Origin of the sequence: Ensifer sp. ZNC0028 (genome assembly GCF_000799055.1) — a bacterium.
GTDB lineage: Bacteria > Pseudomonadota > Alphaproteobacteria > Rhizobiales > Rhizobiaceae > Ensifer.
In genome coordinates this window covers 29,579-53,469 of the sequence record NZ_JTLA01000066.1, presented here as the reverse complement: position 1 = coordinate 53,469, position 23,891 = coordinate 29,579, and the positions used below count along the sequence as shown (strand labels likewise).

Here is a 23,891-nt window from a genome sequence, read left to right as displayed (position 1 = left end):
AAGGAGAAAGCGCATGTCTGCGTCCTTGATTTATGATCTCGCCTCGATCGGCTCCATCGTCGCCTGGTCGGACGGTACGCCGCGGCCGCCGGAGCGCCACAACAAGAAACTCTCTTCTTGGAAATACCGCAACAGCAAGGGCCGGCTGATCCGCAAGCAGGGAAAGCGCGGCGTCGGCAGTGTCAGCCTGTCACCGGATTTTACCCTTCACGAGGGCGACTTTGGCGCGGGCGGCGTGATTGCCCTTCGCATCCACCGGACCTTCTCGCTCGACAGCGAGCTATCGTTCAAGGTCATCGAACGCCCGGCGCCGGGATCGTTCCGCGTCTTCGATCGCCCCGGCGCAAATGCCGAGCTTGTCTACGTAGCGCCTAATCGGCCAGCGGCCGAGGAATGGCTGACCCGGCACGGCTATCCCCACGCGGTGCTCGACGAAGTGACTGCCGACGAGGTTGCCGCCGATCATGTCGAAGGGAGGGCGGCGGCATGAACAGTCCGCTCTCGCAACCCTCCACGAACTCCACCCCTAAGCCTTTAGGGGTGGAGTTCGCCCAGAGTGTCGACGCAATGCCTGTTGCGCGCGTCGGCGACCTCGTCTTCGCCATGGTGCCGGCGCGGGATAACCGCTATTCCTCGCCAGCGCGTGGCCCGTGTCGCGACCCCACTATTCGCATCATGGTTCCGTTGAAGACGAAGCGGCCTTCCGAAACCGCATATTTGAACAGGCGGTACATTGCCGCGAGCTTCAAGCTCTCGCTCGCCGTTCTGTCCGCATGAATTGCAATACGCCCTGGGGCGCCTCTCAGGGTGCCACCGTCTATGCCCACGGAATCGTCTCCCACACCACAGCTGGGCATGGCGGCTTCAAACTCTCGGTCGCGCGTAACGCCGCCGTCCATCCGATGTTGCGGGCAGACGGTGGCTGGTACGGGGCCGGCCTCAGGCACATTCCTCGAACGCTATCGCGCCAATCTCGCGGCGCTGTCCGCCGAGCGCCAGCCGTAGGTCGACGCGCTTACGCGCAAACTTTCGCGGCAGGACGCTGCTTTCGCGGCTCTCCGGGCCCGCCACCGGCGGCTTCCGCGACCCGCAGAGGGCGGGAGTGGGAGCTCAATGGCAGAGGGACGCTCATGAGCACGATAGGCGAACTCGAGCAACGGGCGGGCATCGGGACCGGACAGCGTTCTGGATCCAGTTCCATCATCTCGAGGCGGCCGAATGCCTGAATGCCGGTGTGGCGGAGCTCCACAGGCTGATTGCCGAAATGGAGGCGACGTCAACCGCAGCCAGCAAGGTGGCAACAACGCGGCCCAAACTTAAAAAGCTGCCGCCTCTGACCGCAGAGGAGGAACAGGTCATCCAGGCTTATGTCGTCAAGCACGGCTCTCGTTGGAAGAGCATCCTGAACCGTGTCTGGATGGGCGGTCCGCCCTATGACGACGGTGGCACGTTGCGTCGCCTGCGCAATTCCCATGGTCCGTCCTGGCTTCACGCTTATCGTCTGCCGAAGCCACGCCCTGAGGAAACGACGGGTTCGGATCACCAGCCGGACGCACCGGAAACCTGTTCCGTCGGTCGGCGCTTCCGCGTCCAGGCCAGCCCCTGCAATCCCAAATGCCGGGAGCGCCTCCCTGGCGGTCGCGTGTGAGCCTGGTCCGCGCAGTGGCGCTCTTCCAGCGGTTGCTCGCATCAGGCGGCGTCAGAGGATTGCGGCGCGCCTAGGCCCTCCTGTTCAATGAGTTCCCTGCGGACCAGTTCCTTGCCCGCCTCCCCTTCGGATTTGCTGCGGTCTGAACCGGCGGCCGTCCGTTTCAAGGCCGCTATCGCGCCGCGGGGCGGCCGGACCGCGCCGTCCTCTCAAAAGCAGGGCCGCGTGCTTCGCGAGGTCAAGATGACCTGCTTGCACGCATCCCGGCTTTGCTCGTCTTGGCGGGCCCGGACCCTGAAACGCCCGTCTTCCGCCGGCTCCTTTTGACCGCACCGAGGGGGCAGACCGGCAAGGGCCGGAACCGCTTCGGAGGAAACCTTGAAAGGAACAGCTCATGGCCAAGCCCGCAACCCAGTCCCGCCAGCCCGCCCGCGTCGTGCAGCTTCGAAAGGGCGCCACCATCGAAATGGTCCGGCTGACTTGCCCGGATGCCGCCCAGGCGATGCTGATAGCTGAAAGCTTCGGCACGGCGGTGATCGACGGCGACGGGATCCGTGAACTGCACGAGCGCCTGATTATCGAGACGGCCGACAGCCTTTCCGATGGCCTCGGCGAGCGGGCGATGCAGATCCACCTCCAGCGCATCGTCGGCGCCTATGTCGGGTCCGCGCATGGCGCCGGCCAGTTCTACTCCCGCGCCGTCACAGAGGCACGCGACGCCACCGCCAAGGCGGCCAATGACGTCCGCGACGAGGATCTCGACGGTCCGGTCGGATATGACAGCGCCGCCCAGCGCAAACGTGAATTCGCGGCCGACATGGGCGTCCAGGCCCATTCTCTCCGGATGGCCGCGGAAGGCGCCGTCGCTGCCTACGAGCATATCGTCGGCGAGGTCTGGAAGCCATTCGACCGCCCGGTCGACAATCCCGGTCAGTCGATCGACCGCAAGGCGGCGGCAGCGCAGATGGCCGCCTTCGACTGACCGCAACGGCGGGGCTTCGGCCCCGCCATTTCTTCTCTTTCCGATCGATGGCTGGCCCCCGGAGCCGGCTTTTCGCGTGTCGAAGGCAAATGAAGGAAGGTTGCCAGCTTACCGCCATCGCGGACCCGTCCGGCTTCGGTCCTGCCGGGGTCGGGAATTCAGGCGCAAGGGCGTTGCCCTCCTCCACTGACGTTCCGGCGCTTGACCAGCGTGCGCCATCCCCTCAGCCCGTCCTTCGGACCGCCGTGACGGGCCGCGATCGGCGCTGTCTCGTAAACGGAGGTATGGAAAAATGAGCAAAAGCCAAGAAGCGCAACGTGCAGACATCTATAGCCGGATTACCGATCGGATCGTCGATGACCTGGCCCGTGGCGTCAAACCATGGCTGAAGCCTTGGCACGACCGGAACATGCGAGAGCGGATCACGCGTCCGCTAAGAAGCAACGGACAACCCTACTCGGGCGTCAACGTTCTGCTGCTATGGTCGGAAGGCATGGCGCGCGGCTTTTCGTCGCCGATGTGGATGACGTTCAAGCAGGGGCTCGAACTGGGCGCGGCAGTCCGCAAGGGCGAAACCGGGTCGACCGTCGTTTTCGCCAGCCGGTTTACCAAGACCGAAGCCGATGGCAATGGTGGTGAGGTCGACCGGGATATCCCCTTCTTGAAAGCGTACACGGTCTTCAACGTAGAGCAGATCGACGGCCTGCCGGAGCGGTATCATCATAGACCGGAGCCTATGATCGATCCCGTCGAACGGCTCGAGCACGCCGATCGCTTTTTCCGCAGCACTGGCGCGATCATCCGCCACGGCGGAAACCAGGCCTTCTTTGCCCCTTCCAGCGACCACATCCAGATGCCACTGTTCGAGAGCTTCCGGGATGCGCCAAGTTACTATGCGACGCTCAGCCATGAGGCCACCCACTGGGCCGGCGCTTCGCATCGGTTGAACCGCGATCTCAGCCGTTACCACAAGGACCGGTCGGAACGGGCACGTGAGGAACTAATCGCCGAGCTCGGGAGCTGCTTCCTTTGCGCGGACCTCGGCATCGCCCCGGAGTTGGAGCCGAGGCCCGACCACGCGAGCTATCTTGATTCTTGGCTCAAGGTGCTTTCCGAAGACCGGCGTGCGATTTTTCAGGCGGCCGCTCATGCGCAGCGGGCAGTGACCTTCCTTCACGATCTGCAGCCTCGTGCAGCCGAGGGCAAAGTCGCGGCCTAGAAAATCAGGGTCGGTCGTTGTCGCCGCCAACGGCCGACACCTCTCTTGGCTCTCTTTCCGTAAGCGTGCTCTGATCTGGTGTGAGGTCCAGCCTGCCCCCGATCGAGGTTTTGCGGTCGGTCGGTTTGAGCTTCCGGGATTGCTTGATTTCGACGGTAAACGGCTTTGGGACGCATACTTCCTCCAGGCGACGAATCGCCAGCACACGATACCGGGTTGGTTGCTGGAGGCAACTTCCAAGCCGGCCGGTCCGTCGCCACCGAATTGTGGGCCTGACATTGCAACAGAGAAACGGTTCGATCGCAGCAATGTTGCGCTTGGGCAAGACGGTGGCACGCTGCCATCACCATGTTCCTCTTGATCGCTCGGCATAGGGCACGTCCTCCGCGGGCTCGATGAGGCATGTCTGATCGGAGAGCGGCTTCGCCTCGATCGTCCTCCCGCAACGGCCGTACAAAACTTTCTTCCCCTGAGCGCTCAGGCGCTCTTTCCTCGCGAAACAACAAAGTTTCTCCCGGCCGCCCTCCACGTTGTTCCGGCCCCCTGGGTGCGGTCCGATCGTCCCCGATCCTTGCGACAGCCATCGAGGCCGCGAAGGGCGCGGTCCGAAACCAACAAAAGGAACTTGGACAATGGCAACCATCGGCACCTTCACCTCCACCGAAACCGGCTTTAACGGCTCGATCCGCACACTTGCCCTCAATGTCAAGGCCCGCATTGCCCGCATCGAAAACCCCTCCGACAAGGGCCCGCATTACCGCATCTACGCCGGCAACGTCGAACTGGGTGCAGCCTGGCAGAAGACCTCCGAACAGGGCCGCGACTACCTCTCGGTCAAGCTGGACGATCCGAGCTTCCCCGCTCCGATCTACGCCACGCTGGCGGACGTCGAAAGCGAAGACGGCCTGCAGCTGATCTGGTCGCGCCCCAACCGCGACTGAGATCCTCCAGGCTCCGCCCGATGGGCGGGGCCTCTCCCTCTGACCTTTTCTCCGCCATTCTTCCTTATTGGATGAAAACGGATGGAAAAATGGAGTAGGGTATGTCGTATCTCATTTGGATGGAAACGGATGGGATAATGGATGACGGCCCTTGATCTCGCGAAATTGCGTATCACGCCCGAGATCCTGTCGTTGATCGCCGAGATCGACGAATTCAAAGGTGCATGGCGAGCGCTCGGTCGTATCGCGCCAGACCGGCTCTCCAGCTTGCGCCGGGTCGCGACGATCGAAAGCATCGGCTCTTCCACCCGTATCGAAGGCGCAAAGCTAAGCGACCGAGAAGTCGAAAGGCTGCTCTCGAACCTGCGCATCGGCTCGTTCACCAGCCGAGACGAACAGGAAGTCGCAGGCTATGCCGAGGTAATGGAAACGATCTTCTCTGCCTTCGAAGCGATCCCGCTTGACGAAAATCACATCCGCCAACTCCATCGCGATCTACTCGCTCACTCGACCAAGGATGAGCGACACAGGGGAAACTGGAAAACCCTTGCCAACAACGTCGAAGCCTTCGACGAAGATGGACGAAGCCTGGGCGTCGTCTTCGCGACAGCATCCCCCTTTGATACTCCGGGCCGGATGTCGCAACTGGTGTCCTGGCAAAAGGTCCAGGAGACGGATGGAAAATTTCACCCTCTGCTCATCGTCGCTGTCTTCGTGGTGGTGTTTCTGGAAATCCATCCTTTCCACGACGGCAATGACCGCCTGTCGCGAGCCTTGACCACTTTGCTGCTCCTTCGGGCGGGCTATACCTACGTGCCATACAGCTCTCTCGAAAGCGTTGTCGAACAGAACAAGGAAGCCTATTACCTCGCGCTTCGTCGAACGCAGGGCACGATCCGGACAGATCAACAGGACTGGAATCCGTGGGTCGAGTTTTTCCTCCGGAGCCTGCAGCGGCAGAAGCAGCGGCTCGAGCGCAAGATCGAGCGTGAACGCATCCTGCTGGGCGACCTTCCGGAGTTGTCGGTCTCGATCCTCGAACTGGCGCGTGAGCGTGGGCGCGTTACGGTGATGGAAGCGGCCAAGACCACAGGCGCAAGCCGCAACACCGTCAAGGATCATCTTCGGGCGTTGACCGAGCAGCGACAACTGACCCTTCATGGAGCGGGTCGCGGGACCTGGTACGGCCTGAGCTGAAACCAGTGTGAAGAGCCGGCCGGCGCACCGGTATCGAAGCGATCGTTCAACCGGGAACATCGCCAAAGCGATATCCTTCCCCCCGATTCCGGCGCTCCATCCGCGGGCTCGATGGGGCATGTCTGACCGGAGAGCGGCTGCGCCTCGATCGTTTTCCGGCAACGGCATCCGCAGATTTCTTACCCCGGCCGGCTCCGCCACCCTCCTCTCCGACTAACAAATCTGCGGCTCGCCGCCCTCCATTGCATTGCGGCCCTATGCCACCCCACTGCGCAGGCGCGATGGGGACCCCGGCGGGTGCGGTTCGATCGTCCCCGGTCTTTGCGACTGCCATCGAGGCCGCAATGGCGCGGCCCGAGACACAGGACAAGGAACATCACCATGGCGACCATCGGCACTTTCACCTCAACCGAAGCCGGCTTCACAGGCTCCATCCGCACCCTCGCCCTCAACGTCAAGGCTCGCATCGCCCGCATCGAAAACCCCTCCGACAAAGGCCCGCACTACCGCATCTACGCCGGCAATGTGGAGCTGGGCGCGGCCTGGCAGAAGCGCTCCGAGCAGGACCGCGACTACCTCTCAGTCAAACTGGACGACCCGAGCTTCCCTGCGCCGATCTACGCGACCCTCGCCGAAGTCGAAGGCGAGGACGGCTACCAGCTGATCTGGTCCCGCCCCAACCGCGAGTGACACCCAGACGAGGCCCCGCCGCAAGGCGGGGCCAATCGTCCGAATTGAGAAGCCGGAAGCGGGCATCGAACCCGCTTCCGGCTTTTCTGGTGCCATACGGAACCGGAAATGTCTGCTCAGATCGCCTCAGTGTGCCGTGCCGGCATCGCGGCCTCAAGGACGGGCGGTCAACCCCCTATTTTGCCTCCGCTCCGGTTCCCGCCGCTCCAACAAAATCGGCTCCCCCACCCGCCGCCGCTGGCGGTCGCGATCCCTGACCCCGCCATCCCGTCCCGCCCCGCGTCGTCGTCTTTCACGAACTCAAGGAGATGAGACGATGACCATCGAACAGCACATCGAGGAACTGCGGCTGGAGCTGAAGAGCGTGTACAATGCCGCTGAGCGCCGCCAGATCGAGACGGAGCTCGAACTCGCTGAAGCCGTTCTGGCTGTCATGCTTGCCGAACAGGAGGGCGCCGTCGAAGCCGAGCCGCCCTTCTGAGGCGGCTCTTTCTTTCGGGTATGTGAGCCGGTCCGCCGGATCGACCAGCCTCCCGGCTGCCACGGGTTTCACCCCTCTCACCCCTCCTGCTCACGCCGGATGCGGTCGCGCCGCCTCCGGGGCCGCGGATCTCTTCTCTCTATGACGTCCTATTTACGCCAGCAAATCCGGCGTCAAGGACGGCGCGGTCTCCCCCAATTATTCCGCCGCTGCGTTGCACTGCGCTTCCCGGAAAAAGTAAGCGGTGTGCCATCGGCACCTAGACAAGAATCCCTGTGACCGGAGCGGGCCTGAAAAGATGTCCTGCGCCTCACCTGATACTTTTGCCACTGAAGACCTCCACCAAGTAGTCAATGAACACTTTGACTTTACGTGGGGTGTGACGTCGCTGAGCATAGAAGGCAAAGATCGGTTGCTCGATGGGTTCATAATCCGGCAGCAGCCGCACGAGGCGGTTCTCCGCTATATCCCGGGCGACCATGAAATCGCCCAAGAGGGAATAGCCACCTCCCGCCAGGCAGGCGTTTCTCACCGCTCGCGCTGAATTCAGCGTCAGATGCTGCGGCACTTCGAAGTCAATGACCTTTCCTTGATGCGAAAACCTATGAACGCGCCCCCATTCTCCGCTGACCTGTATGACGGATGGACAACCTTTGATCTCGTCCAAGGTTCTGGGTGTCCCATGTTGCTCGCAAAACTGGGGTGTCGCGACGAACACGATCCTCTGTGTGAAAATCCTCTGCGCGATCAGGGATGAATCGTTCAACGGCCCTACTCGGATGGCGACATCGAAGTGCTCGCCGATGAGATCGACCAGCCGATTGCCAAGGTCGATTGAGACATCGAGCTGCGGGAACCGTCGCACGAATTCAGGAACCGCTGGTGCCAGGCACTCATTGCCAAAGGCGGTTACGCAGGAGACGTGAAGCTGGCCGCGAGGGGCTTCATGGCGCTCGCGTACCGCGCTCCGCATCAGATCAAGCTCCTCCAGGAGGCCGGTGCTCTTTTGCACGAACTCCATCCCGGCATCCGTCAGATTGATCTGCCTGGTGGTGCGGTTGAACAGACGTACGCCGAGGTCGGTTTCCAAGTCTGCCACGATGCGGCTGACCGAGGCAGCCGAAAGGCGCAGGTCCCGGCTCGCGGAAGAAAAGCTGTTGTGCCTGGCGACTGCCATTGCCACCTTCATGGCTTCGATCATATCCATGCGCCATTCTTCCGAAATTCAAAACAATATCTTTCACTTTGCATGTATTAACACGGAAATCGGATTCATGCATCGATGCGGCGAACGCTTCATTCGAGGAGATGGACATGTTGACGAATCCTAGCTGGATACTTCGAAGCTACCCTTCCGCAATGCCTTCCGTTGAGAACTGGGGCTTGGAGGACCGTCCAATTCCCGAGGCTGCGGATGGTGAGCTGCTGGTGAAAACTTTGTGGCTTTCCGTCGATCCCTATATGCGCGGCCGGATCAGCCCCGCGAAGAACTATGCTGCTGGTTTCAAGATTGGCGATCTGATGTGCGGCGGCGGAATTGGCGAGGTAATTGCGTCTGAGTCCCCAGCCTTCAAGGCAGGCGACGTCGTGATGAGCGATCATTTTGGTTGGCAGCCGTTCAGTGTAATCCCGGCCGCGTCAGCGAAATCAGTGATGAGTACCGACGCTCCGATTCAGTCCGCGCTTAGCTATCTCGGTATGCCCGGTCTCACCGCCTATTTTGCGCTCCTCAGAACAGCAAAACCGAAGTTGGGGGAAACGGTGTTGATCTCGGCCGCGTCAGGAGCTGTGGGGCAGATTGCGGGACAGATCGCGCGGATCAAAGGGTTCGACGCAGTCGCTGTTGCGGGCTCCGACGAGAAACTGGAATGGTGCAGGGAGCTTGGATATCGGGCCGGGGTCAATCATCGACGCTCAGTTGATCTCGTGGCAGATGTCGCAACCGCATGCCCCAAAGGCGTCGATGTCTTTATCGACAACACTGCCGGCCCAATTCACGATGCAGCCATGTTAAACCTCAACACCTTTGGCAGGGTGGTGGTGGTCGGGACCATTGCCTTGGCCGACCGGTTTGATCAGCCCGATATCGGCCTCCGGCATCTCAGAAGGACACTGATTACCCGTGCACGGATAGAAGGGTTCCTGCTCGACGACCACGAGGGAGAATACGAGATGGCGATTGCCGATCTGCTGTCATGGTACAAACAGGGACTGCTTCAGACACGGGAAGATGTTGCGGAAGGGATTGAGACCGTACCCCACGCTTTCGTTCGGATGTTGAAGGGAGAGAACTTCGGCAAGCAACTGGTCAAGCTATGATGCCCTGAATGAGCATTTGTCGGCTACGGCCCACTGCGGTTTTTGTGCACGCGGCACTCAAGCGGAATAATTCCACGGCAGAAGCTCATTGATCCGGTTCAGCTTGTGGCCGTTGACGATGGCGATGAGCGTGCTGATCAGATATGCCAAGGGATCGACGGCGTAGAGCTTGCAGGTCTCGATAAGCGAGGCGGTGGTCGCCCAGTTCTCGGCCCCGGCGTCATGTCCGGCAAAGAGTGCATTCTTGCGATTGAGAGCAATCGGCCGGATGGCTCGCTCGACGGTCTTATTGTCAATCTCGATGCGGCCATCGGTTAGGAAGAGCTTTAGGCCGTCCCAGTATTTGGCGATGTAGGCCAATGCCTCGCCGAGCGGGGACTTGGTCGCGACACGGGCACGGTGATGGACGAGCCAGGTCTGCATGTCGGCGATCAGCGGCGCTGACCGCTCCTGCCGCCCAGCAAGGCGAGCGTCTACCATGGCCGCGAATTCGACCGCGTCTTCGGGCTGAGGCAAGACCAACTTCCCCTGCCGCGCCAGTGTTCGCAAGGATGATAGGTGGTCGGTCTTCAGCCCGTGGCGCTCGGCCACCTCGTTCACTGTCACGCCCGGACGCAAGCTCTCCGAAACGAACCGTGCCTTCACCTCGTCCGGCCATTGGCGGTGAGCCTCTCTTCGGCTCCGTCGCTTCGTGAGAACCTCCAATGTAGTGTCCATGGAGAAACTCCTTGCCGCTCGTCCATGGAAACTCGATCACAGATCAGGCGACAGAGGGCAATGTGGGGGAAAAACAGCGGTTACCGAAAAAATCGGTTCCCCCGCTTGCGTTCCGCGTTCCGCGGTCCTTGACCCCTCTTTGCAACAGGGTGGCCGATCTCTGTCATCAACCAAGGAGATCACATTATGGCAAGGGATGAGAAGCTCATGCTCTACACCAAGCTTTCCGGCTTCCGCCTCGTCGTCCTTGCAAACCAGTTCGGCTGCGAGACAGACTTCTCGCGAGGTCTCCACGATCGCCTGATCGAAGGACTGGAGGCCCGCAATTGGGCGCGCGGATGATCAGTGTGGCGCTATAGCGGAGCGTTCTCATCGGAGACGACGAGTTCGCCGAGTATCAGCTCGAGGGTGACTCCACATTCGTTTCGGCCGTACACGCCACCCCATTGCGCTCGCGCAACGGGGACTCCGGGGGTGCGTCCCTCCTTTCCGGTCCGACGACTATCCCCGCGATGACCGCAATTCGAAAGGAGAAACGACATGCAACAGTTCGCTCAATTCCTCGCCACCACCGGCCGTCGGGTCCGCACTCTCGGCATTGGCTCAGCCATTCCTCCGCAAGGGAAAGCTTGGCCTGAAGCTCGCGATCAAGATCCCGTTCTTCGTAGAGGACGAAGTCTCCTTCGAGACCAACTGGAGCCGACGTCGATAAGGCACGCTCCGGCACGCCACGACGGGTCATTTTCATCTCGGCATCGATGCGCGCGGCCGATAACCGCGTTTCCGCTTTTGTCGGAGCAGATCGAGAAACAGCTGGACGGCTTCCTCTTCCCGTCCGAAATGATGGACCATCATCTGTCCCTTGCTTCCGATGCGGCCCCATTTCCTGAGCAGGCACACATCGCCAAAGAGGTTCGGTTCGATCGACATGGCGTAATAGCGTGCCATGTTCCTGGAGGAGTCCGAGCGCTCGACGTAGAGATGGTAGGGCTGCGAGATCATGAGAGAAGAATCGCTGATCTCTGGAACCCCGTCTAACGACAGTTATGAATCGGTCAGCCTGGATCGATTCACATCGGTGATGATTTCGGAAGATCGAGACAGGCTTGGGCGAGACACCTTCGGCGCACGGCTCTACTCCACTCCCTGACGCACCCCGAACCCGCGACACGGTTTCGGCCATCTGGTGATATCTTCTCGTGGCTCTCAGCAGCACCATCCGTGTCTTGCGCTGTCCCGGCGCCTGACGGACCCTCGTCAACGAGTGCGTCTCCGACCGAGCGCCTTTCCCGCGTGACGGTACGCAGCTCACGGCCATATTTGTCTTCGTCGCCCAAACCCGGCTGAAAGCGAGAACTTGCCACCATTCAGCAGCGCGAGCAGACGTGATTTGACGGCTTCGCCTTGATCCGCCTCACACCGCGGTGGCTCGAGTTCCGGCGTGCCGATATCCGCGATGCGGATTTTCTCGCCCCGGGACCAGAACGTATCGCCGTCGACGACGCAGTTCACATGGCGCTCGGCGCTGCAGAATGAAAATGCCGCTGACGATAAATCCGCTGTTGGCGTCCTGACAGCTGTCACAAGCCCAGAAAGTTATCAACGCCTCCGAAGGCAAGTCAGCCTCCCGCAGCAAAGACCATGGCGCAGAGGATCGCGGTCAGGGTTTTGCGCGGGCGGCACGGTCCCCACCGGGGCGACTTGCCAGCGATGTCGATCGTTCCTGCTGTCGGACTGCCACGGCTTTCTGAACGGAACCACATTCGATTTCGTCACCCTCGGTCCTCTCCTCTTTGCCTCGCGCAAGGCGATCTTTAGGCGGTGTGCGAGCGTCGGGGCGCAGTCGGTCCCGCCTCCCCTTCGGGCCACTATGTTGAGGCTCCTGCGGCTGCGCTCTCTCCCGCCCTCGCACGACGAGAATTCCCGAAATCCCGCCCTTTCGGTCGTCGCTCACGCTGATTTCTCCGATACTCTTCATTGTTCCGGATCGGCCTTGCTCGCTGCGCTGCGCGCCGGCTCGATCCGAGAGGGGCTAGACGTGTTTGCGAGCCTGTGAAACCTGTTCGTCCCGACGCAGGCTTTCATATCGTCGCGCCGAAACCAGATCGCGCGACCGCACCTGAGCGGCGCGTTGCCCGCCGTGAAGACGATCTGCTCGTCCGCTCGCATGCGAAGAACTTCGTGCGGCTGGATCAACGGCCGCGCGGTCAGTTGCTTCGATCGCGTCCGCGACGATCCTCTCGCCTGGGAACTGCGGCTGACCTGGTCGATCTCGACGGTCGTCGTGCCGCAGCGACGGGAGATGTAATCGGCCGTTTCCGGATCGTTGATCGCCGCGAAACTGATCCAGCTCGCGCTCTCGAACCACTTGCTGGCGGCGTCGCGTCCGCCATAGGTTTCGCGCATCTGGCCGATCGACTGATAGATCATAAGAAGCGTGATGCCATACTTGCGGCCGGCGTCGCGCGCGGTCTCCAGGATGCGCATGTAACCAATCCTCGCCACCTCATCGAGAAGGAAGAGCGCCCTTCCCTTCACCGAGCCATCGCGATTGTAGATCGAGTTCAGGAAGGAACCGATGATGACGCGAGCCAGGCCCGCATGCGTCTCCAAAGTCTTGAGATCGATGTTTATGAAGACGTCGGTGTTTTCCGCTGCAAGGTCGCTTGTCGAAAACGTATTCCCCGACACCAGTGCGGCATAGTTCGGATACGATAGCCAGTGGGTTTCCTTGATCGCATTGGCATAGACGCCGGAGAACGTCTCCGGGGTCATATTGACGAAGGCCGCGACATTTTCCTTCACGAAATCTGAGTCCGAATTGTCGTAGATCTCCTGCAGGCGTTGGCGCAACTGCGGCTCCGGTTCAGAAAGATTGGTGCGCACCCGGCGAAGCGTCTGGTTCTCCTTTTCCGTATGTCCGGACAGGCAAACGTCGGCGATCATTGCGGTGAGCAATTGCAAGGCCGAGGCTCGGAAGAAGTCGTCGCGGACGCCGCGGGTGCCACCGCTGTCGCTCATGATCCAAGAGGCGACGGAGGCAATATCCTCTTCCTTGGTGCCGCCGAATTGCCCGATCCAATCAAGCGCATTGAAGCCGGTTTCCGGCTTTTTCGGATCGACCACGAACACGTCGCGGTCCGCGCCGGTGCGATGTGCCGAGACCATCGGCGCCACCTCGTTCGAGGGATCAAGAACGATCAGCGAGCCGCCCCATTTCAACGCGGTCGGGATCGTCACGGACGTCGTCTTAAAGCCGCCGGAACCGGCGAAGACGATGCCGTGTGACGAACCGAACGAGCCGTCGAAGCAGAGCAGTGGGGACTTGCCGCCGCTCCCCCATGTGTCGGGATTGTCGGCCCGAAACGAGCGCTCCGCAATGCTGTCCCTATCGACACGATATCGTTCGCCGATCACGATCCCGCCGGCTTGGGAGAACAGCTTTTCCGCATCGGCAAGCTTCATCCAATCCGCCTCGCCGTGCAGCGCTCTCTTGCCGCGGATCCGTTTGGGCTCGGCCTTGGCGAATGCCGCGTTGCCGACCAGCGCGACGCGTAGCGCAAAGCAGGTCGCCATCGCCACAGAGCCCGCTCCGATCAGCATGGCGGGATCGACATAGGCGAAAATGGACTTGCCCACTGGCACCTGGTGCGCGAGTCCCGACAACCGGATCGTTTCGCGAAGCGCGGCAATCAGGATCGTCGCCACATCGCCGACGACTACACCCCATCCTGCCGACTTGATCCTGATCGCGCCGGCACTTGCAAACAGGAAGACGACGCCGACGAGCGCTGCCGTGATATAAGGCAGAGAGATGCCCGCCCGGCTGAGCGTCTGCCGCGCTGCCTCCGTCTTCCCGAAGGCAGACAGCCAGTGTTCGATCCCCGTGATACTGACGGCGGAGAGGATCATCAGTGCGGCGGGCGCGACGAACAGCAGGATCCTATTCATCGGTTTTCCCGAAGGCCTCCGCGCCAATCGCCATCAGTCGTGATCGTTCTGTTTGGTCGACTTTCAGACGCTGGTACAGATCGACCAGCGCGCCGAGCAGAAGCGCGCGTTTCTCGAAGCGAAGACCGGCTTTGACGATCAGTCCGCCAAGCTCGATCTTTTCCCGCGTGTCCTTCTTGCGGGCGTCGGAAGTCATGGTGCGGCTCATGCGCTCAAGCCTCGCCAACCCCGCCCGCAGCCGAGCCAGACGCGTTCTGCGTGGACGGTGCGCCGCTTTCGCCGGCGCTTGCCCCCCTCTTCCCTCCGCTCGAACGGCCCTCGCCTCCGCGAAACCGCTTCGCCAGGTCCTCGAAAGCAGCCTGCAGCTCCGCCTCGTCGATCTCGATCTCGCCGAGGCCCGCCTTGAGCGCGATCCGGCCGATGCGTTCGGCCTCACGGGTCTCGGCGATCTTGAGCTGCTCCTGGAGCTTGGCGATTTCGTCGCGGATCTTGGAGGATGGCTTCTTCATGTCCGTAGTCTCCCTTGGGTGAGAAAGCTTGCCTTTCGAACCCAGTTTTTCCGGAGATGAGCGCGGAAAGCACTACTGTGAATCCTACAATCGCCAAGGCGCAAGCTTTGGTGGATGATCCCGGCCGTTCCGAAGGAGCGGATCCGAAGGGCGCAATTATACGTCGCTGCCGCGACGCCCTTGCGTGAGGCCCTGGCGGGCCTGCCGCTCCCGACGAACTTGTTGATTTCGTTCGCAATCGGGAAAGAACCTGCCGTGGCCGTCCCCCATTTCTCCGTCAGCGTCGTCGCCCGCGGCTCCGGCCGCAGCGCCGTCCTGTCGGCGGCCTACCGTCACTGCGCAAAGATGGAGTTCGAGCGCGAGGCGCGGACAATCGACTACACGCGCAAGCAGGGATTGCTGCACGAAGAGTTCGTCATCCCCGCCGACGCGCCTGAGTGGCTGCGAACGATGATTGCCGACCGCTCGGTTTCGGGTGCGTCAGAAGCCTTCTGGAACACAGTCGAAGATTTCGAGAAGCGCTCGGACGCGCAGCTCGCCAAGGATGTGACGATCGCCTTGCCGATCGAACTGACGCCAAAGCAAAACATTGCGCTGGTGCGTGACTTCGTCGAGCGGCACGTCACCTCGAGGGGTATGGTGGCGGACTGGGTCTATCACGATGCGCCGGGCAATCCGCATGTGCATCTGATGACAACGCTGCGGCCGCTGACCGAGGACGGTTTCGGCGCAAAGAAGGTCGCGGTTTTTGGACCGAACGGCAATCCGATCCGCAACGATGCCGGCAGAATAGTCTATGAGCTCTGGGCCGGAAGCATCGATGATTTCAACGCGTTTCGTGACGGATGGTTTGCCTGCCAGAACCGGCATCTGGCGCTTGCCGGTCTCGACATTCGCGTCGACGGGCGGTCTTTCGAAAGGCAAGGGATCGATCTCGAACCGACTATCCACCTTGGCGTCGGGACGAAGGCGATCGAGCGAAAATCCGAGATTGCTTCAAAGCCGATCGAACTCGAGCGCCTCGAATTGCAGGACGCGCGAAGGGCCGAGAATACGAGACGGATCGAGCGGTGCCCCAAACTTGTCCTGGACCTGATCACGCGCGAAAAGAGCGTCTTCGACGAGCGTGACGTCGCCAAGATCCTGCACCGCTACATCGACGATCTCGCTCTGTTCCAAAGCCTCATGGTTCGGATCATCCTCCACCCCGAAACCTTCCGCCTCGAGCGCGAGCGGTTCGACCTTGCGACCGGCACCCGGGTGCCGGCCAAGTACACGACGCGGGACATGATCCGGCTGGAAGCGGAGATGGCCAATCGAGCGGTCTGGCTGTCCCAGCGGTCGTCACATGGCGTGCGGGAAGCGGTGCTAGCGGTGACCTTCAAGCGCCATGAGCGTCTGTCAGGTGAGCAGAAGACGGCGATCGAACGTGTGGCGGGACCCGAGCGGATAGCCGCCGTGATTGGCCGCGCCGGCGCCGGCAAGACCACGATGATGAAGGCGACGCGCGAGGCCTGGGAAGCGGCCGGCTATCGGGTCGTCGGTGCAGCACTTGCCGGGAAGGCGGCCGAGGGCCTGGAGCGGGAAGCGGGCATCATCTCTCGGACGCTTGCGTCGTGGGAACTCCGCTGGAACCAGGGCCGCGATCAGCTCGATAACAAGACGGTGTTCGTGCTGGACGAAGCCGGTATGGTGTCGTCGCCACAGATGGCGCTGTTCGTCGAAGCGGTGACAAAAGCCGGCGCCAAGCTCGTTCTCGTCGGCGATCCCGAGCAGCTCCAACCGATCGAGGCGGGTGCCGCTTTTCGAGCGATTGCCGATCGCATCGGATATGCAGAGCTCGAGACCATCTATCGCCAGCGCCAGCAATGGATGCGCGATGCCTCGCTCGATCTGGCGCGCGGCAAAGTCGGCCAGGCGGTGGATGCCTACCGCGCCAATGGCAAGGTGATAGGCTCGGACCTGAAGGCAGACGCGGTTGGCAACCTGATCGCCGCCTGGGACCGCGATTACGATCCGGCGAAGACGTCACTCATCCTTGCTCACCTGCGCCGCGATGTCCGCATGCTGAACCAGATGGCGCGTATCAAGCTCATCGAACGCGGGATTCTCGCTGAAGGGGTGATCTTCAAGACGGCCGATGGCGATCGCAGTTTCGCCGTCGGCGACCAGATCGTGTTCCTGAAAAACGAGGGATCGCTCGGCGTCAAGAACGGCATGCTGGCCAAGGTGATCGAGGTGGGACCGGGACGCATCACCGCGTTGATCGGCGATGGCGAGAATGCCCGCCAGGTGCTGGTCGAACAGCGCTTCTACAACAACCTCGATCACGGCTATGCCACGACCATCCACAAGAGCCAAGGCGCGACTGTCGACCAGGTCAAGGTGCTCGCCTCGCTCTCGCTGGACCGCCATCTCACCTATGTCGCCATGACCCGCCATCGTGAGGACCTGGCCGTCTATTACGGCCGCCGATCCTTTGCCAAGAACGGTGGGCTGATTCCGATCCTGTCGCGGAGGAACGCGAAGGAAACGACGCTCGATTACGAGAAGGGCGCCTTCCATCGCCAGGTACTTCGCTTTGCCGAAGCGCGCGGTCTGCACATCGTCAGCGTCGCGCGCACGCTTATTCGCGATCGCTTGGAATGGACAGTCAGACAGCAGGACAAGCTCGCCAATCTTGGTGCGCGCCTTGCCGCCATTGCCGGCAAGCTCGGTCTCGTCCGTGGCACCGCGCAATCCCCAACCCAAGACAGCACCAAAGGGGCAAAGCCGATGGTCTCGGGTATCACAACCTTCGCCAAATCGGTCGACCAGGCGGTCGAGGACAGGATCGCGGCTGATCCCGGTTTGAAAAAACAGTGGGAGGAAGTTTCGACCCGCTTCCATCTTATCTATGCCCAGCCGGAAGGCGCGTTCAAGACAATCAATGTCGATGCAATGCTGAAGGACGAGAATGTCGCGAAATCGACCTTGGCCACGATCGGATCCAACCCCGAACAGTTCGGTGCGCTGAAGGGCAAGACCGGAATGCTTGCCGGCCGCGCGGACAAACAGGAGCGCGAAAAGGCGCTGACCAACGCACCCGCGCTGGCCCGCAACTTGGAGCGCTATCTGCGCCAGCGGGCTGAAGCGGAACGCAAATACGAGGTCGAAGACCGTACCGTCCGCTTGAAGGTCTCGATCGATATTCCCGCACTGTCGCCAAACGCAAAACAAGCATTGGAACGCGTTCGCGATGCGATCGACCGGAACGACCTGCCGGCCGGCCTCGAATATGCGCTCGCCGACAAATTGGTGAAGGCGGAACTGGAGGGTTTCGCCAAGGCGGTAGCGGAGCGTTTCGGCGAGCGGACCTTCCTGCCTCTCGCGGCAAAAGAAGCCAACGGACAGACCTTCAGCACCGTCACCGCGGGGATGACGCCCGGGCAGAAGGCGGAGGTGCAGTCCGCATGGAATTTAATGCGGACCGCGCAGCAGCTGGCCGCGCATGAGCGCACGACCGAGGCGTTGAAACAGGCCGAAACCCTGCGCCAGACGAAGAGCCAGGGACTTTCCCTCAAATGACGATATCGGTGTCCAAGCGTCGGATGGGACGCGCTCAAAGAACGAATGCGTTCGTGTTCTCGCTCATGGCGGCATCGATCGTTGGCGGCAGTGCAGCTGTCGCGGCTATAGGCGGCTACCTCATCAACCTGACACCAAGCGAACCGCTCGGCCTCTGGCGCATCGTCGCGCTTGATCGATCGCCGGCGACAGGCGATCTCGTGTTCATCTGCCCGCCGAAAACAACGGCAATGCGAGAGGCGAGAGAGCGGGGTTACCTCCACTCCGGAACGTGTCCGGGCGGCGTCGCGCCTCTCATCAAAACGGTCATTGCCATCGCCGGCCAGAGTGTCGAAATCGGCGCCCACGTGACGGTCGACGGGCGAGATATTCCTTTTTCCAGGCTGGCACAGCGGGACGGCAAGGGTCGGCCGATGAAACCGTTCCCTGGCGGCGTGGTGCCGGCGGGAAGCCTCTTCCTCCACTCACCATTCGCCGGCTCCTATGACTCCCGCTACTTCGGTCCCCTGCCCGCATCCGGCATTCTCGGCCTGGCGCAAAAGGTTCTTACCTATGCGCCATGACAAGGTCTGGACGACGCTGTTGATTGCCACATCCATCGTCGCCGGAACGCTTGCGTGGAGTGGCTACGCGCTCCTTCTTCCGGTCGCGTTTATGTTTCCGGTTCTCTGGGCGTTCGCGCCAACGAGACTGACCGCCGCGCTTGTCTCGGCCGGCTACTTCCTGGCAGCGTCCCGGGGTCTGCCGCAAGGCGTTGCGACCTTCTATTCCTCGGATCTGTGGCCGGGCCTGCTGCTCTGGCTCAGCGCATCCCTCGGGTTTGTCGGCGTTCACGCGCTACTCTGGACGAGATACGAGCGTAGACGACCGTTTCGCTATCTGGCGGCAGTATTGCTGATGGCCATTCCGCCATTCGGCATTACTGGCTGGGCGCATCCGATCACGGCTGCGGGCGTGCTGTTTCCGGGATGGGGATGGTGGGGATTGGCTGCAACGACAGCCGGCCTCATGGGCCTCGTAACCCGCATGTGGCCAGCTGTCGCGATCATCCTGGCAGGCTTTTGGATCGGGTCCGCCGCAACCTGGGACGAACCGAAACTACCGGAATCCTGGCAGGGGGTCGACCTCGAAATGGGCGCATCGCTGGGGCGCGACGCCAGCATAGAGCACCACCGTGATCTGATTGCCATGGTGACGGATCGGGCATCCGGCGGCGCCCGCACCATTGTTCTTCCCGAGAGCACGCTCAGCTTCTGGACACCAACCGTCAAGCGGCTCTGGGTGCGAGCACTACAGGGAACTGACGCCACCGTCATCGCCGGTGCTGCGGTCGTCGATGCAGGCGGATACGACAATGTGCTGATCGCCATCTCGGGCGCCGGCGCCCAAATCGTCTACCGTGAGCGGATGCCGGTGCCAGGTTCGATGTGGCAGCCTTGGCGCTCCTTGCTTGGGGCAAGCGGCGGCGCGCGGGCGCACTTCTTCGAAAACCCCATCGCGACCGTTGCCGACAGCCGGATAGCGCCCCTGATCTGCTACGAGCAGCTGATCGTCTGGCCCGTTCTCCAATCCATGCTCCACGATCCGGACGTCATCGTCGCCGTGGGCAACGGTTGGTGGACCAAAGGGACATCCATCGTCGCCATCCAGCGCGCCAGCATTGAAGCCTGGGCGCGCCTGTTCGCCAAACCGCTCGTCCTTTCCTTCAACACGTGATGCCAAGGAGCCCCTCATGCTCGATGCTGCCCTGATCCAACAATGCGCGGACCCCTCGCTGAAACCGGCGATCGTCGAGCAGTTCGTGTCCGCCACGGGCTCGAACGATCCGCTTGCCGTCACTGTCAAATCGGGTGGCCGATTGATCCTCATCCCGAAAGCGACGACGCCGGACGAGGCGATGGCGATCGTCCGGCGGTATGTCGGCCAGGCCGTGGTGCGTGTCGGCCTGACACAGTTTCCGGCGGGTGTCGGCATCAAGGATGCGTCCGAGCTGAAGCCTGAACTGGTCGATGCTTGCGAAAACCTCCGCAAGGGGACGGCCATGTTCGCCAAGGTGCTGCGGATTGTCGCCAAATGGTACGGCAATCCCAAGACGCAAGACGTCTTCCCTCAGATATTCGAGGATGCGGTCTACGCATGGAAAACCGGAGAGTTCGAAGGAGTTCGCGTGTTCCAAGCAGAAGATCCTGGGGCTGCGATCGAGTTACCGCAGCAACGCAAATTCCCTGCCGTCGACGAGGAAAGAATAGGCGTGGCATCGCCCGAGAAATTGGCCGAGGCGAATGGGGACGTTGGCCATGCGGGAATTCGCATAGACTTGTCCCGTATTGGAGGGAATTGACCTCGATGCGGTAGTTCAGCGCGTACGGAGCGGGATAACTGCCTCTGCGGCGCCTCCTCTTGCTCTTGCCCGTCATGAGACCTCCAAACGACGGCACCTTCTCGGTGTCCGCGAACCCTGCCTTCGGCATCCTTAAGGGGTGGCGCGCGTTGACGCACCTCGGCTTCGCTGTCGGCGTCCTCTTGTCGGGCATCCCGCCCTGTCCGGCTCGGATTCTTCTCAACTTCTGGGCATTGGGCGCTGTTGTCGGTTTGGCAGCCCAGCGCAAGCTTGCCGGTCTCTTCTAGTTTCCCGTTCCGATCGGTGGGTGCGCCCGCCCTCGGACAACGGTGTGATAGCGGCGCAATAGATTCCGACCAGCTCGATATCACTTGGTGCCTCTGGCGCCCATGGGTTCACAGCGCGGCATTGCCACAAGTGTCGGATCGTCTCCTATTACACATCCGATCGTGAGCCAGCAGGAGTGTGCTTCCACGACATGTCGATCACGCGCCTCTGGGCTTGCATGCACCGAGCACACGGTACGGTTTTCGACGAAGACGGCGTCATCGTCCCAATTCAGAATTGCATTAGCATTCGATAAACCATCCCAGAATTGCGACGCAAAAGCCCTGCAATCTGAGGGTAGATGCCGCGTACGATCCGGCACTACTCTACTCAGAGTTTCATCGCTCTTCCGCAATTACCGAGTTCAGCCCACGGCTTTGCCGCGCGGCGGGTCGTGTCGCGACATTGCACCGGGGCTTGTCGCCCTCGGCGCCGCACAAGAACCGTTGCCGTCAAAACGTAAAGCCTAATCATCCACCGACCAGTTCGGCCCCCAACCTGGCTCAAAAGGAGAAAGCCATGCTGTCTTTCAATGAACGTGCATTGAAGTTCGGACACAGTCTCGAGGCTCTGAAGGCGGGAGACGAAATCCAGACCACGCGCCAAGTCCACTCCATCGAGGAGCTTCGAGACCTCCTTCATGACGGCTCAAGCCCGGAGATGCGCCAGGCGCGGGCGCGGCAATACGAAAAAGACCATCCAAAGCTCATGGATGAAGCGAACGGCAGCATGGAAGCTCTTTATCTGCGGGCAGAGGCGGCCGTTCATGCCGACAGACCGCTTTCCCATGACGACGCGCTTGCCCTTAAACATGTCTTTCCGACGACCGTGAGGCTGCTGTCGGCGCTCGACAAGACGATTTCGTCAGAATGGACCCTGGGCAACGAAAGCACGCCCGTTTCGATCAATGTCGGCACGTTGACGATCAACCAGGGCGGCTACATCAACGCCTACGCAACGAGCGTCACCTTCGTCGCTCAGGCCGTCGTCAACAACGCAAGCGGCGGCAGTAGCGGCGCAAACTACACGATTGGCATCTTCGGCGCGCCGGGAGCCGCCGGTACTGCCGGGACAAACCAGCCCCAGGCGCAGAACGGTCAAAACGGCAGCAGTTCGGGAACGCCTTCACCGGGCGTCTGCACAGGAGCGAAGGACCCGACGGCCGGGACTGCAGGCTCCAATGGCGCGGCCGGAACGGACGGTCAGCGCGGGGCGGACGGCACGCCGAACCTCACGGCAAACTTTACCTTCAATGCGATGTCTCAAAATCCGATCTACCTTCTCACCCAGTCGGGCGCAGGCGGCCAAGGCGGTGCTGGCGGCAGCGGCGGTGCAGGCGGTATAGGCGGAATCGGCGGCGACGGATGCCAATCGGGTTGCGAGGGAACGCAAAGCGCCAACGGCGGCAACGGCGGTGCGGGCGGCAATGGCGGCAATGGCGGCCCGGGAGGCAACGGCGTTGATGGGCATCCGATCAATGTGATGCTTGCGAGTGGCATTGCCTCGTCGATGCTCCAGAACGGCGGACTGGTGGCGCCCGCAGGCACCGGAGGGGCGGCCGGCAACGGTGGAACCGGTGGAACTGGCGGCGCCGGCGGCTCGGGCAGTGGCAAGCATCGATCCGCAGGGACCGCCGGCACGGCCGGCTCTCCGGGCGCCAACGGTACGGTCGGCACGACCGGCACCTACACCGGCAATCCCGGCACGATTTCCATCACGACCACGGGCTGAAGCGATGTATTCCGGCAACCTTTCTACAGCGGGCGCCGAGCGGGTGCCCTTGACGGAGTTCCAGGCGATCGCGGCCGCTGCCGGCCACGATCTCCTGGGACTGGAAGCCGGACAGATCGAAACAGCCTGGCTTCGCGTTTCCGACATCCACGCCCTGAGACAGTGGATGTCGCACGCCGGCGAAAGTGCCCGCCGAAGACGCCTTCAAAGTTTCGGCGACTTCGGCGGTCGGACGCGCCTTTGGCAGGGCGTGCATGACCGCGGCGAGGCTTACATCTTTGCCGGACGGGCACTTGACCCCCACGACGTCGAGCGAATGCGCGAACATTTCCCGGCGCGGCTGAAGGTCGTGTCGGCCCGAAGCATCGAACTTTGCGAAGGAACCGTGCTCGACCTCAGCGCAACCTCGGGCGACTGGGATGTCGGCACCCGCGAGGAGCTCTACACCGTCTTGAACGTCGAAAGCCTGACACTTGCCGCGGGCGCACGGCTCGTCGTCCGGGGCAATGTATTTTCGATGGTGGTTCAATGCCTCAACGTTCTTGCAGGCGAAACCGGGCCCCAAGAATACCATATCGGCATTCTGCCCACGCCCCATCCCGTCGATAGTCTCCTTAGCGGCCCGCTCGATGGTCCGTCCGGCAGTAACGGCAGCGACGGACAACCCGGATGCGACGGCAGGTCGCTCAGCGTACGCGCTTCTGTATTCGGGCCTGCCGCAGCCGATCCCGTTCCGGTCGACGAATGCCACGGCGGCGATGGCGGGCACGGCTCGAACGGACAGAACGGGCGCCGCGGCCGCACGGGCGGTATGTTGAAGACAGCGGAAATCACGATCCGCTCGTTTGCAAAGGCCAGCCATCGCCTCTCGATCTTTTGTCAGGCCGGGCAAGGCGGCTTGGGCGGCCGGGGCGGGAACGGCGGAAACGGCGGCCGCGGCGGACATGCCGGGCGCGGCGGAGCGAGCCTTAACGATAGCCACGTTGGACATGCGGGCGCCGGAGGAAACGGTGGCGATGGCGGACGAGGTGGAAACGGCGGAAACGGCGGGATCTCCTCGAACGTCTTCATTTCCTGTCCACCGGCTCAGGCCCATCTCATCGAAGCCAGATCTGCCGACAGCCTGGGCGGACGTGGGGGAGAAGGCGGAGTGGAAGGACAAGGCGGCCCTGCCGGACCGGCGATGGCGGAAAATATCATTGCCAGGCCTGGCGACCCCGGACGGCCCGGAACAGCGGGACTTGTCGGCCGGCGCCGGCCGAAGGCCCGCA

23 protein-coding genes and 4 pseudogenes are annotated in these 23,891 nt (G+C 62.0%); 18 read left to right on the top strand and 9 right to left on the bottom strand.

What is annotated here, in order from left to right; genetic code table 11:
• Positions 1 to 13: 13 nt before the first annotated feature.
• From L981_RS15370 to L981_RS35075, 11 genes and pseudogenes are all read left to right on the top strand, one after another.
• Positions 14 to 490, top strand: coding sequence for a hypothetical protein (locus L981_RS15370; RefSeq protein ID WP_043617697.1), 477 nt, complete (start codon positions 14 to 16; stop codon positions 488 to 490).
• Positions 487 to 777 carry a hypothetical protein gene (locus L981_RS15365; RefSeq protein WP_371258878.1) on the top strand — a complete coding sequence of 97 codons (291 nt, stop codon included), beginning with the start codon at positions 487 to 489 and terminating at the stop codon, positions 775 to 777. The genes L981_RS15370 and L981_RS15365 overlap by 4 nt, the downstream gene beginning before the upstream one ends.
• Positions 774 to 869: pseudogene (locus tag L981_RS36025) on the top strand (hypothetical protein); the annotation flags it as partial. The gene L981_RS15365 and the pseudogene L981_RS36025, both read left to right, overlap by 4 nt.
• A gap of 55 nt (positions 870 to 924) precedes the next feature.
• Positions 925 to 1,134 (top strand): annotated as a pseudogene (locus L981_RS35565) (hypothetical protein); the annotation flags it as partial.
• A 100-nt stretch (positions 1,135 to 1,234) separates the two neighbouring features.
• On the top strand, positions 1,235 to 1,648 hold the full coding sequence (locus L981_RS35560) for an SANT/Myb-like DNA-binding domain-containing protein (RefSeq protein ID WP_245281639.1): 414 nt from the start codon (positions 1,235 to 1,237) through the stop codon (positions 1,646 to 1,648).
• 394 nt (positions 1,649 to 2,042) lie between these two features.
• The gene (locus L981_RS15355) at positions 2,043 to 2,630 is read left to right on the top strand and encodes a hypothetical protein (RefSeq protein WP_043617694.1); all 588 of its coding nucleotides are present in this window, start codon (positions 2,043 to 2,045) and stop codon (positions 2,628 to 2,630) included.
• A gap of 292 nt (positions 2,631 to 2,922) precedes the next feature.
• The gene (locus L981_RS15350) at positions 2,923 to 3,849 is read left to right on the top strand and encodes an ArdC family protein (protein WP_043617691.1); all 927 of its coding nucleotides are present in this window, start codon (positions 2,923 to 2,925) and stop codon (positions 3,847 to 3,849) included.
• 632 nt (positions 3,850 to 4,481) lie between these two features.
• Complete coding sequence (locus L981_RS15345; protein ID WP_043617688.1) at positions 4,482 to 4,790, top strand: DUF736 domain-containing protein; 309 nt, start codon at positions 4,482 to 4,484, stop codon at positions 4,788 to 4,790.
• Between the two features lie 192 nt (positions 4,791 to 4,982).
• Positions 4,983 to 5,987, top strand: coding sequence for a Fic family protein (locus L981_RS15340; RefSeq protein ID WP_245281638.1), 1,005 nt, complete (start codon positions 4,983 to 4,985; stop codon positions 5,985 to 5,987).
• Positions 5,988 to 6,368: 381 nt separating this feature from the next.
• A complete protein-coding gene (locus L981_RS15335) occupies positions 6,369 to 6,677 on the top strand; it encodes a DUF736 domain-containing protein (RefSeq protein ID WP_043617680.1) in 309 nt (102 codons plus the stop codon).
• Between the two features lie 316 nt (positions 6,678 to 6,993).
• Complete coding sequence (locus L981_RS35075; protein ID WP_197067145.1) at positions 6,994 to 7,158, top strand: hypothetical protein; 165 nt, start codon at positions 6,994 to 6,996, stop codon at positions 7,156 to 7,158.
• Positions 7,159 to 7,468: 310 nt separating this feature from the next.
• Here the strand turns inward: L981_RS35075 and L981_RS15330 are convergent, their stop codons facing one another.
• Positions 7,469 to 8,365, bottom strand: coding sequence for a LysR family transcriptional regulator (locus L981_RS15330; protein ID WP_043617677.1), 897 nt, complete (start codon positions 8,363 to 8,365; stop codon positions 7,469 to 7,471).
• A gap of 107 nt (positions 8,366 to 8,472) precedes the next feature.
• On the opposite strand from L981_RS15330, the gene L981_RS15325 reads away from it, so the two are divergent.
• A complete protein-coding gene (locus tag L981_RS15325) occupies positions 8,473 to 9,477 on the top strand; it encodes an NADP-dependent oxidoreductase (RefSeq protein ID WP_052201812.1) in 1,005 nt (334 codons plus the stop codon).
• A 57-nt stretch (positions 9,478 to 9,534) separates the two neighbouring features.
• On the opposite strand, the pseudogene L981_RS35555 reads toward L981_RS15325, so the two are convergent.
• Together L981_RS35555 and L981_RS35550 are read right to left on the bottom strand one after the other, a co-directional pair.
• Positions 9,535 to 9,951: pseudogene (locus L981_RS35555) on the bottom strand (transposase); the annotation flags it as partial.
• A gap of 39 nt (positions 9,952 to 9,990) precedes the next feature.
• Positions 9,991 to 10,194, bottom strand: a pseudogene (locus tag L981_RS35550) (transposase); the annotation flags it as partial.
• A gap of 186 nt (positions 10,195 to 10,380) precedes the next feature.
• On the opposite strand from L981_RS35550, the gene L981_RS35070 reads away from it, so the two are divergent.
• On the top strand, positions 10,381 to 10,536 hold the full coding sequence (locus tag L981_RS35070; protein ID WP_197067143.1) for a hypothetical protein: 156 nt from the start codon (positions 10,381 to 10,383) through the stop codon (positions 10,534 to 10,536).
• 402 nt (positions 10,537 to 10,938) lie between these two features.
• On the opposite strand, the gene L981_RS15310 is transcribed toward L981_RS35070, so the two are convergent.
• The 5 genes from L981_RS15310 to traC all read right to left on the bottom strand — a co-directional run bounded on the left by L981_RS15310 (position 10,939) and on the right by traC (position 14,654).
• The gene (locus L981_RS15310; protein WP_043617672.1) at positions 10,939 to 11,196 is read right to left on the bottom strand and encodes a WGR domain-containing protein; all 258 of its coding nucleotides are present in this window, start codon (positions 11,194 to 11,196) and stop codon (positions 10,939 to 10,941) included.
• A 306-nt stretch (positions 11,197 to 11,502) separates the two neighbouring features.
• On the bottom strand, positions 11,503 to 11,706 hold the full coding sequence (locus L981_RS36020) for a hypothetical protein (protein WP_371258877.1): 204 nt from the start codon (positions 11,704 to 11,706) through the stop codon (positions 11,503 to 11,505).
• 462 nt (positions 11,707 to 12,168) lie between these two features.
• On the bottom strand, positions 12,169 to 14,145 hold the full coding sequence (gene traG, locus L981_RS15305; RefSeq protein ID WP_043617669.1) for a Ti-type conjugative transfer system protein TraG: 1,977 nt from the start codon (positions 14,143 to 14,145) through the stop codon (positions 12,169 to 12,171).
• Positions 14,138 to 14,353, bottom strand: a complete 216-nt coding sequence (gene traD / locus L981_RS15300; RefSeq protein WP_043617665.1) for a type IV conjugative transfer system coupling protein TraD — start codon at positions 14,351 to 14,353, stop codon at positions 14,138 to 14,140. Before traD ends, traG begins: the two co-directional genes overlap by 8 nt.
• A 4-nt stretch (positions 14,354 to 14,357) precedes the next feature.
• Entirely contained in the window at positions 14,358 to 14,654 is a 297-nt protein-coding gene (gene traC, locus L981_RS15295) for a conjugal transfer protein TraC (protein WP_043617661.1), read from the bottom strand.
• 255 nt (positions 14,655 to 14,909) lie between these two features.
• Here traC and traA point away from each other — a divergent pair, with 255 nt between their 5' ends.
• The 5 genes from traA (at position 14,910) to L981_RS35900 (ending at position 22,620) form a co-directional block, all read left to right on the top strand.
• Positions 14,910 to 18,221 (top strand): Ti-type conjugative transfer relaxase TraA, encoded by a 3,312-nt coding sequence (gene traA, locus L981_RS15290; protein WP_043617846.1) that lies wholly within the window; start codon positions 14,910 to 14,912, stop codon positions 18,219 to 18,221.
• A 65-nt stretch (positions 18,222 to 18,286) separates the two neighbouring features.
• Positions 18,287 to 18,784, top strand: a complete 498-nt coding sequence (traF, locus tag L981_RS15285) for a conjugative transfer signal peptidase TraF (RefSeq protein ID WP_245281637.1) — start codon at positions 18,287 to 18,289, stop codon at positions 18,782 to 18,784.
• Positions 18,774 to 19,937, top strand: coding sequence for a conjugal transfer protein TraB (locus tag L981_RS15280; RefSeq protein ID WP_043617655.1), 1,164 nt, complete (start codon positions 18,774 to 18,776; stop codon positions 19,935 to 19,937). The genes traF and L981_RS15280 overlap by 11 nt, the downstream gene beginning before the upstream one ends.
• 16 nt (positions 19,938 to 19,953) lie before the next feature.
• Positions 19,954 to 20,562 carry a TraH family protein gene (locus L981_RS15275; RefSeq protein WP_043617652.1) on the top strand — a complete coding sequence of 203 codons (609 nt, stop codon included), beginning with the start codon at positions 19,954 to 19,956 and terminating at the stop codon, positions 20,560 to 20,562.
• A gap of 846 nt (positions 20,563 to 21,408) precedes the next feature.
• The gene (locus L981_RS35900) at positions 21,409 to 22,620 is read left to right on the top strand and encodes a hypothetical protein (protein ID WP_052201811.1); all 1,212 of its coding nucleotides are present in this window, start codon (positions 21,409 to 21,411) and stop codon (positions 22,618 to 22,620) included.
• On the opposite strand, the gene L981_RS35395 is transcribed toward L981_RS35900, so the two are convergent.
• Positions 22,604 to 23,782: a hypothetical protein gene (locus tag L981_RS35395; RefSeq protein ID WP_156134101.1), complete on the bottom strand. Its 1,179-nt coding sequence runs from the start codon at positions 23,780 to 23,782 to the stop codon at positions 22,604 to 22,606. The genes L981_RS35900 and L981_RS35395 overlap by 17 nt on opposite strands.
• Between the last annotated feature and the right edge of the window lie 109 nt (positions 23,783 to 23,891).

Coding starts and splice junctions, on each gene's coding strand:
- L981_RS15275 (WP_043617652.1), top strand. CDS start 19,954: ATGCTCGATGCTGCCCTGATCCAACAATGCGCGGACCCCTCGCTGAAA.
- L981_RS15355 (WP_043617694.1), top strand. CDS start 2,043: ATGGCCAAGCCCGCAACCCAGTCCCGCCAGCCCGCCCGCGTCGTGCAG.
- L981_RS15335 (WP_043617680.1), top strand. CDS start 6,369: ATGGCGACCATCGGCACTTTCACCTCAACCGAAGCCGGCTTCACAGGC.
- L981_RS35070 (WP_197067143.1), top strand. CDS start 10,381: ATGGCAAGGGATGAGAAGCTCATGCTCTACACCAAGCTTTCCGGCTTC.
- L981_RS15345 (WP_043617688.1), top strand. CDS start 4,482: ATGGCAACCATCGGCACCTTCACCTCCACCGAAACCGGCTTTAACGGC.
- traG (WP_043617669.1), bottom strand. CDS start 14,145: ATGAATAGGATCCTGCTGTTCGTCGCGCCCGCCGCACTGATGATCCTC.
- traC (WP_043617661.1), bottom strand. CDS start 14,654: ATGAAGAAGCCATCCTCCAAGATCCGCGACGAAATCGCCAAGCTCCAG.
- L981_RS15370 (WP_043617697.1), top strand. CDS start 14: ATGTCTGCGTCCTTGATTTATGATCTCGCCTCGATCGGCTCCATCGTC.
- traF (WP_245281637.1), top strand. CDS start 18,287: ATGGCGGCATCGATCGTTGGCGGCAGTGCAGCTGTCGCGGCTATAGGC.
- L981_RS35900 (WP_052201811.1), top strand. CDS start 21,409: ATGCTGTCTTTCAATGAACGTGCATTGAAGTTCGGACACAGTCTCGAG.
- traD (WP_043617665.1), bottom strand. CDS start 14,353: ATGAGCCGCACCATGACTTCCGACGCCCGCAAGAAGGACACGCGGGAA.
- L981_RS15350 (WP_043617691.1), top strand. CDS start 2,923: ATGAGCAAAAGCCAAGAAGCGCAACGTGCAGACATCTATAGCCGGATT.
- L981_RS35075 (WP_197067145.1), top strand. CDS start 6,994: ATGACCATCGAACAGCACATCGAGGAACTGCGGCTGGAGCTGAAGAGC.
- L981_RS15330 (WP_043617677.1), bottom strand. CDS start 8,365: ATGGATATGATCGAAGCCATGAAGGTGGCAATGGCAGTCGCCAGGCAC.
- L981_RS15365 (WP_371258878.1), top strand. CDS start 487: ATGAACAGTCCGCTCTCGCAACCCTCCACGAACTCCACCCCTAAGCCT.
- L981_RS15280 (WP_043617655.1), top strand. CDS start 18,774: ATGCGCCATGACAAGGTCTGGACGACGCTGTTGATTGCCACATCCATC.
- L981_RS15310 (WP_043617672.1), bottom strand. CDS start 11,196: ATGATCTCGCAGCCCTACCATCTCTACGTCGAGCGCTCGGACTCCTCC.
- L981_RS15325 (WP_052201812.1), top strand. CDS start 8,473: ATGTTGACGAATCCTAGCTGGATACTTCGAAGCTACCCTTCCGCAATG.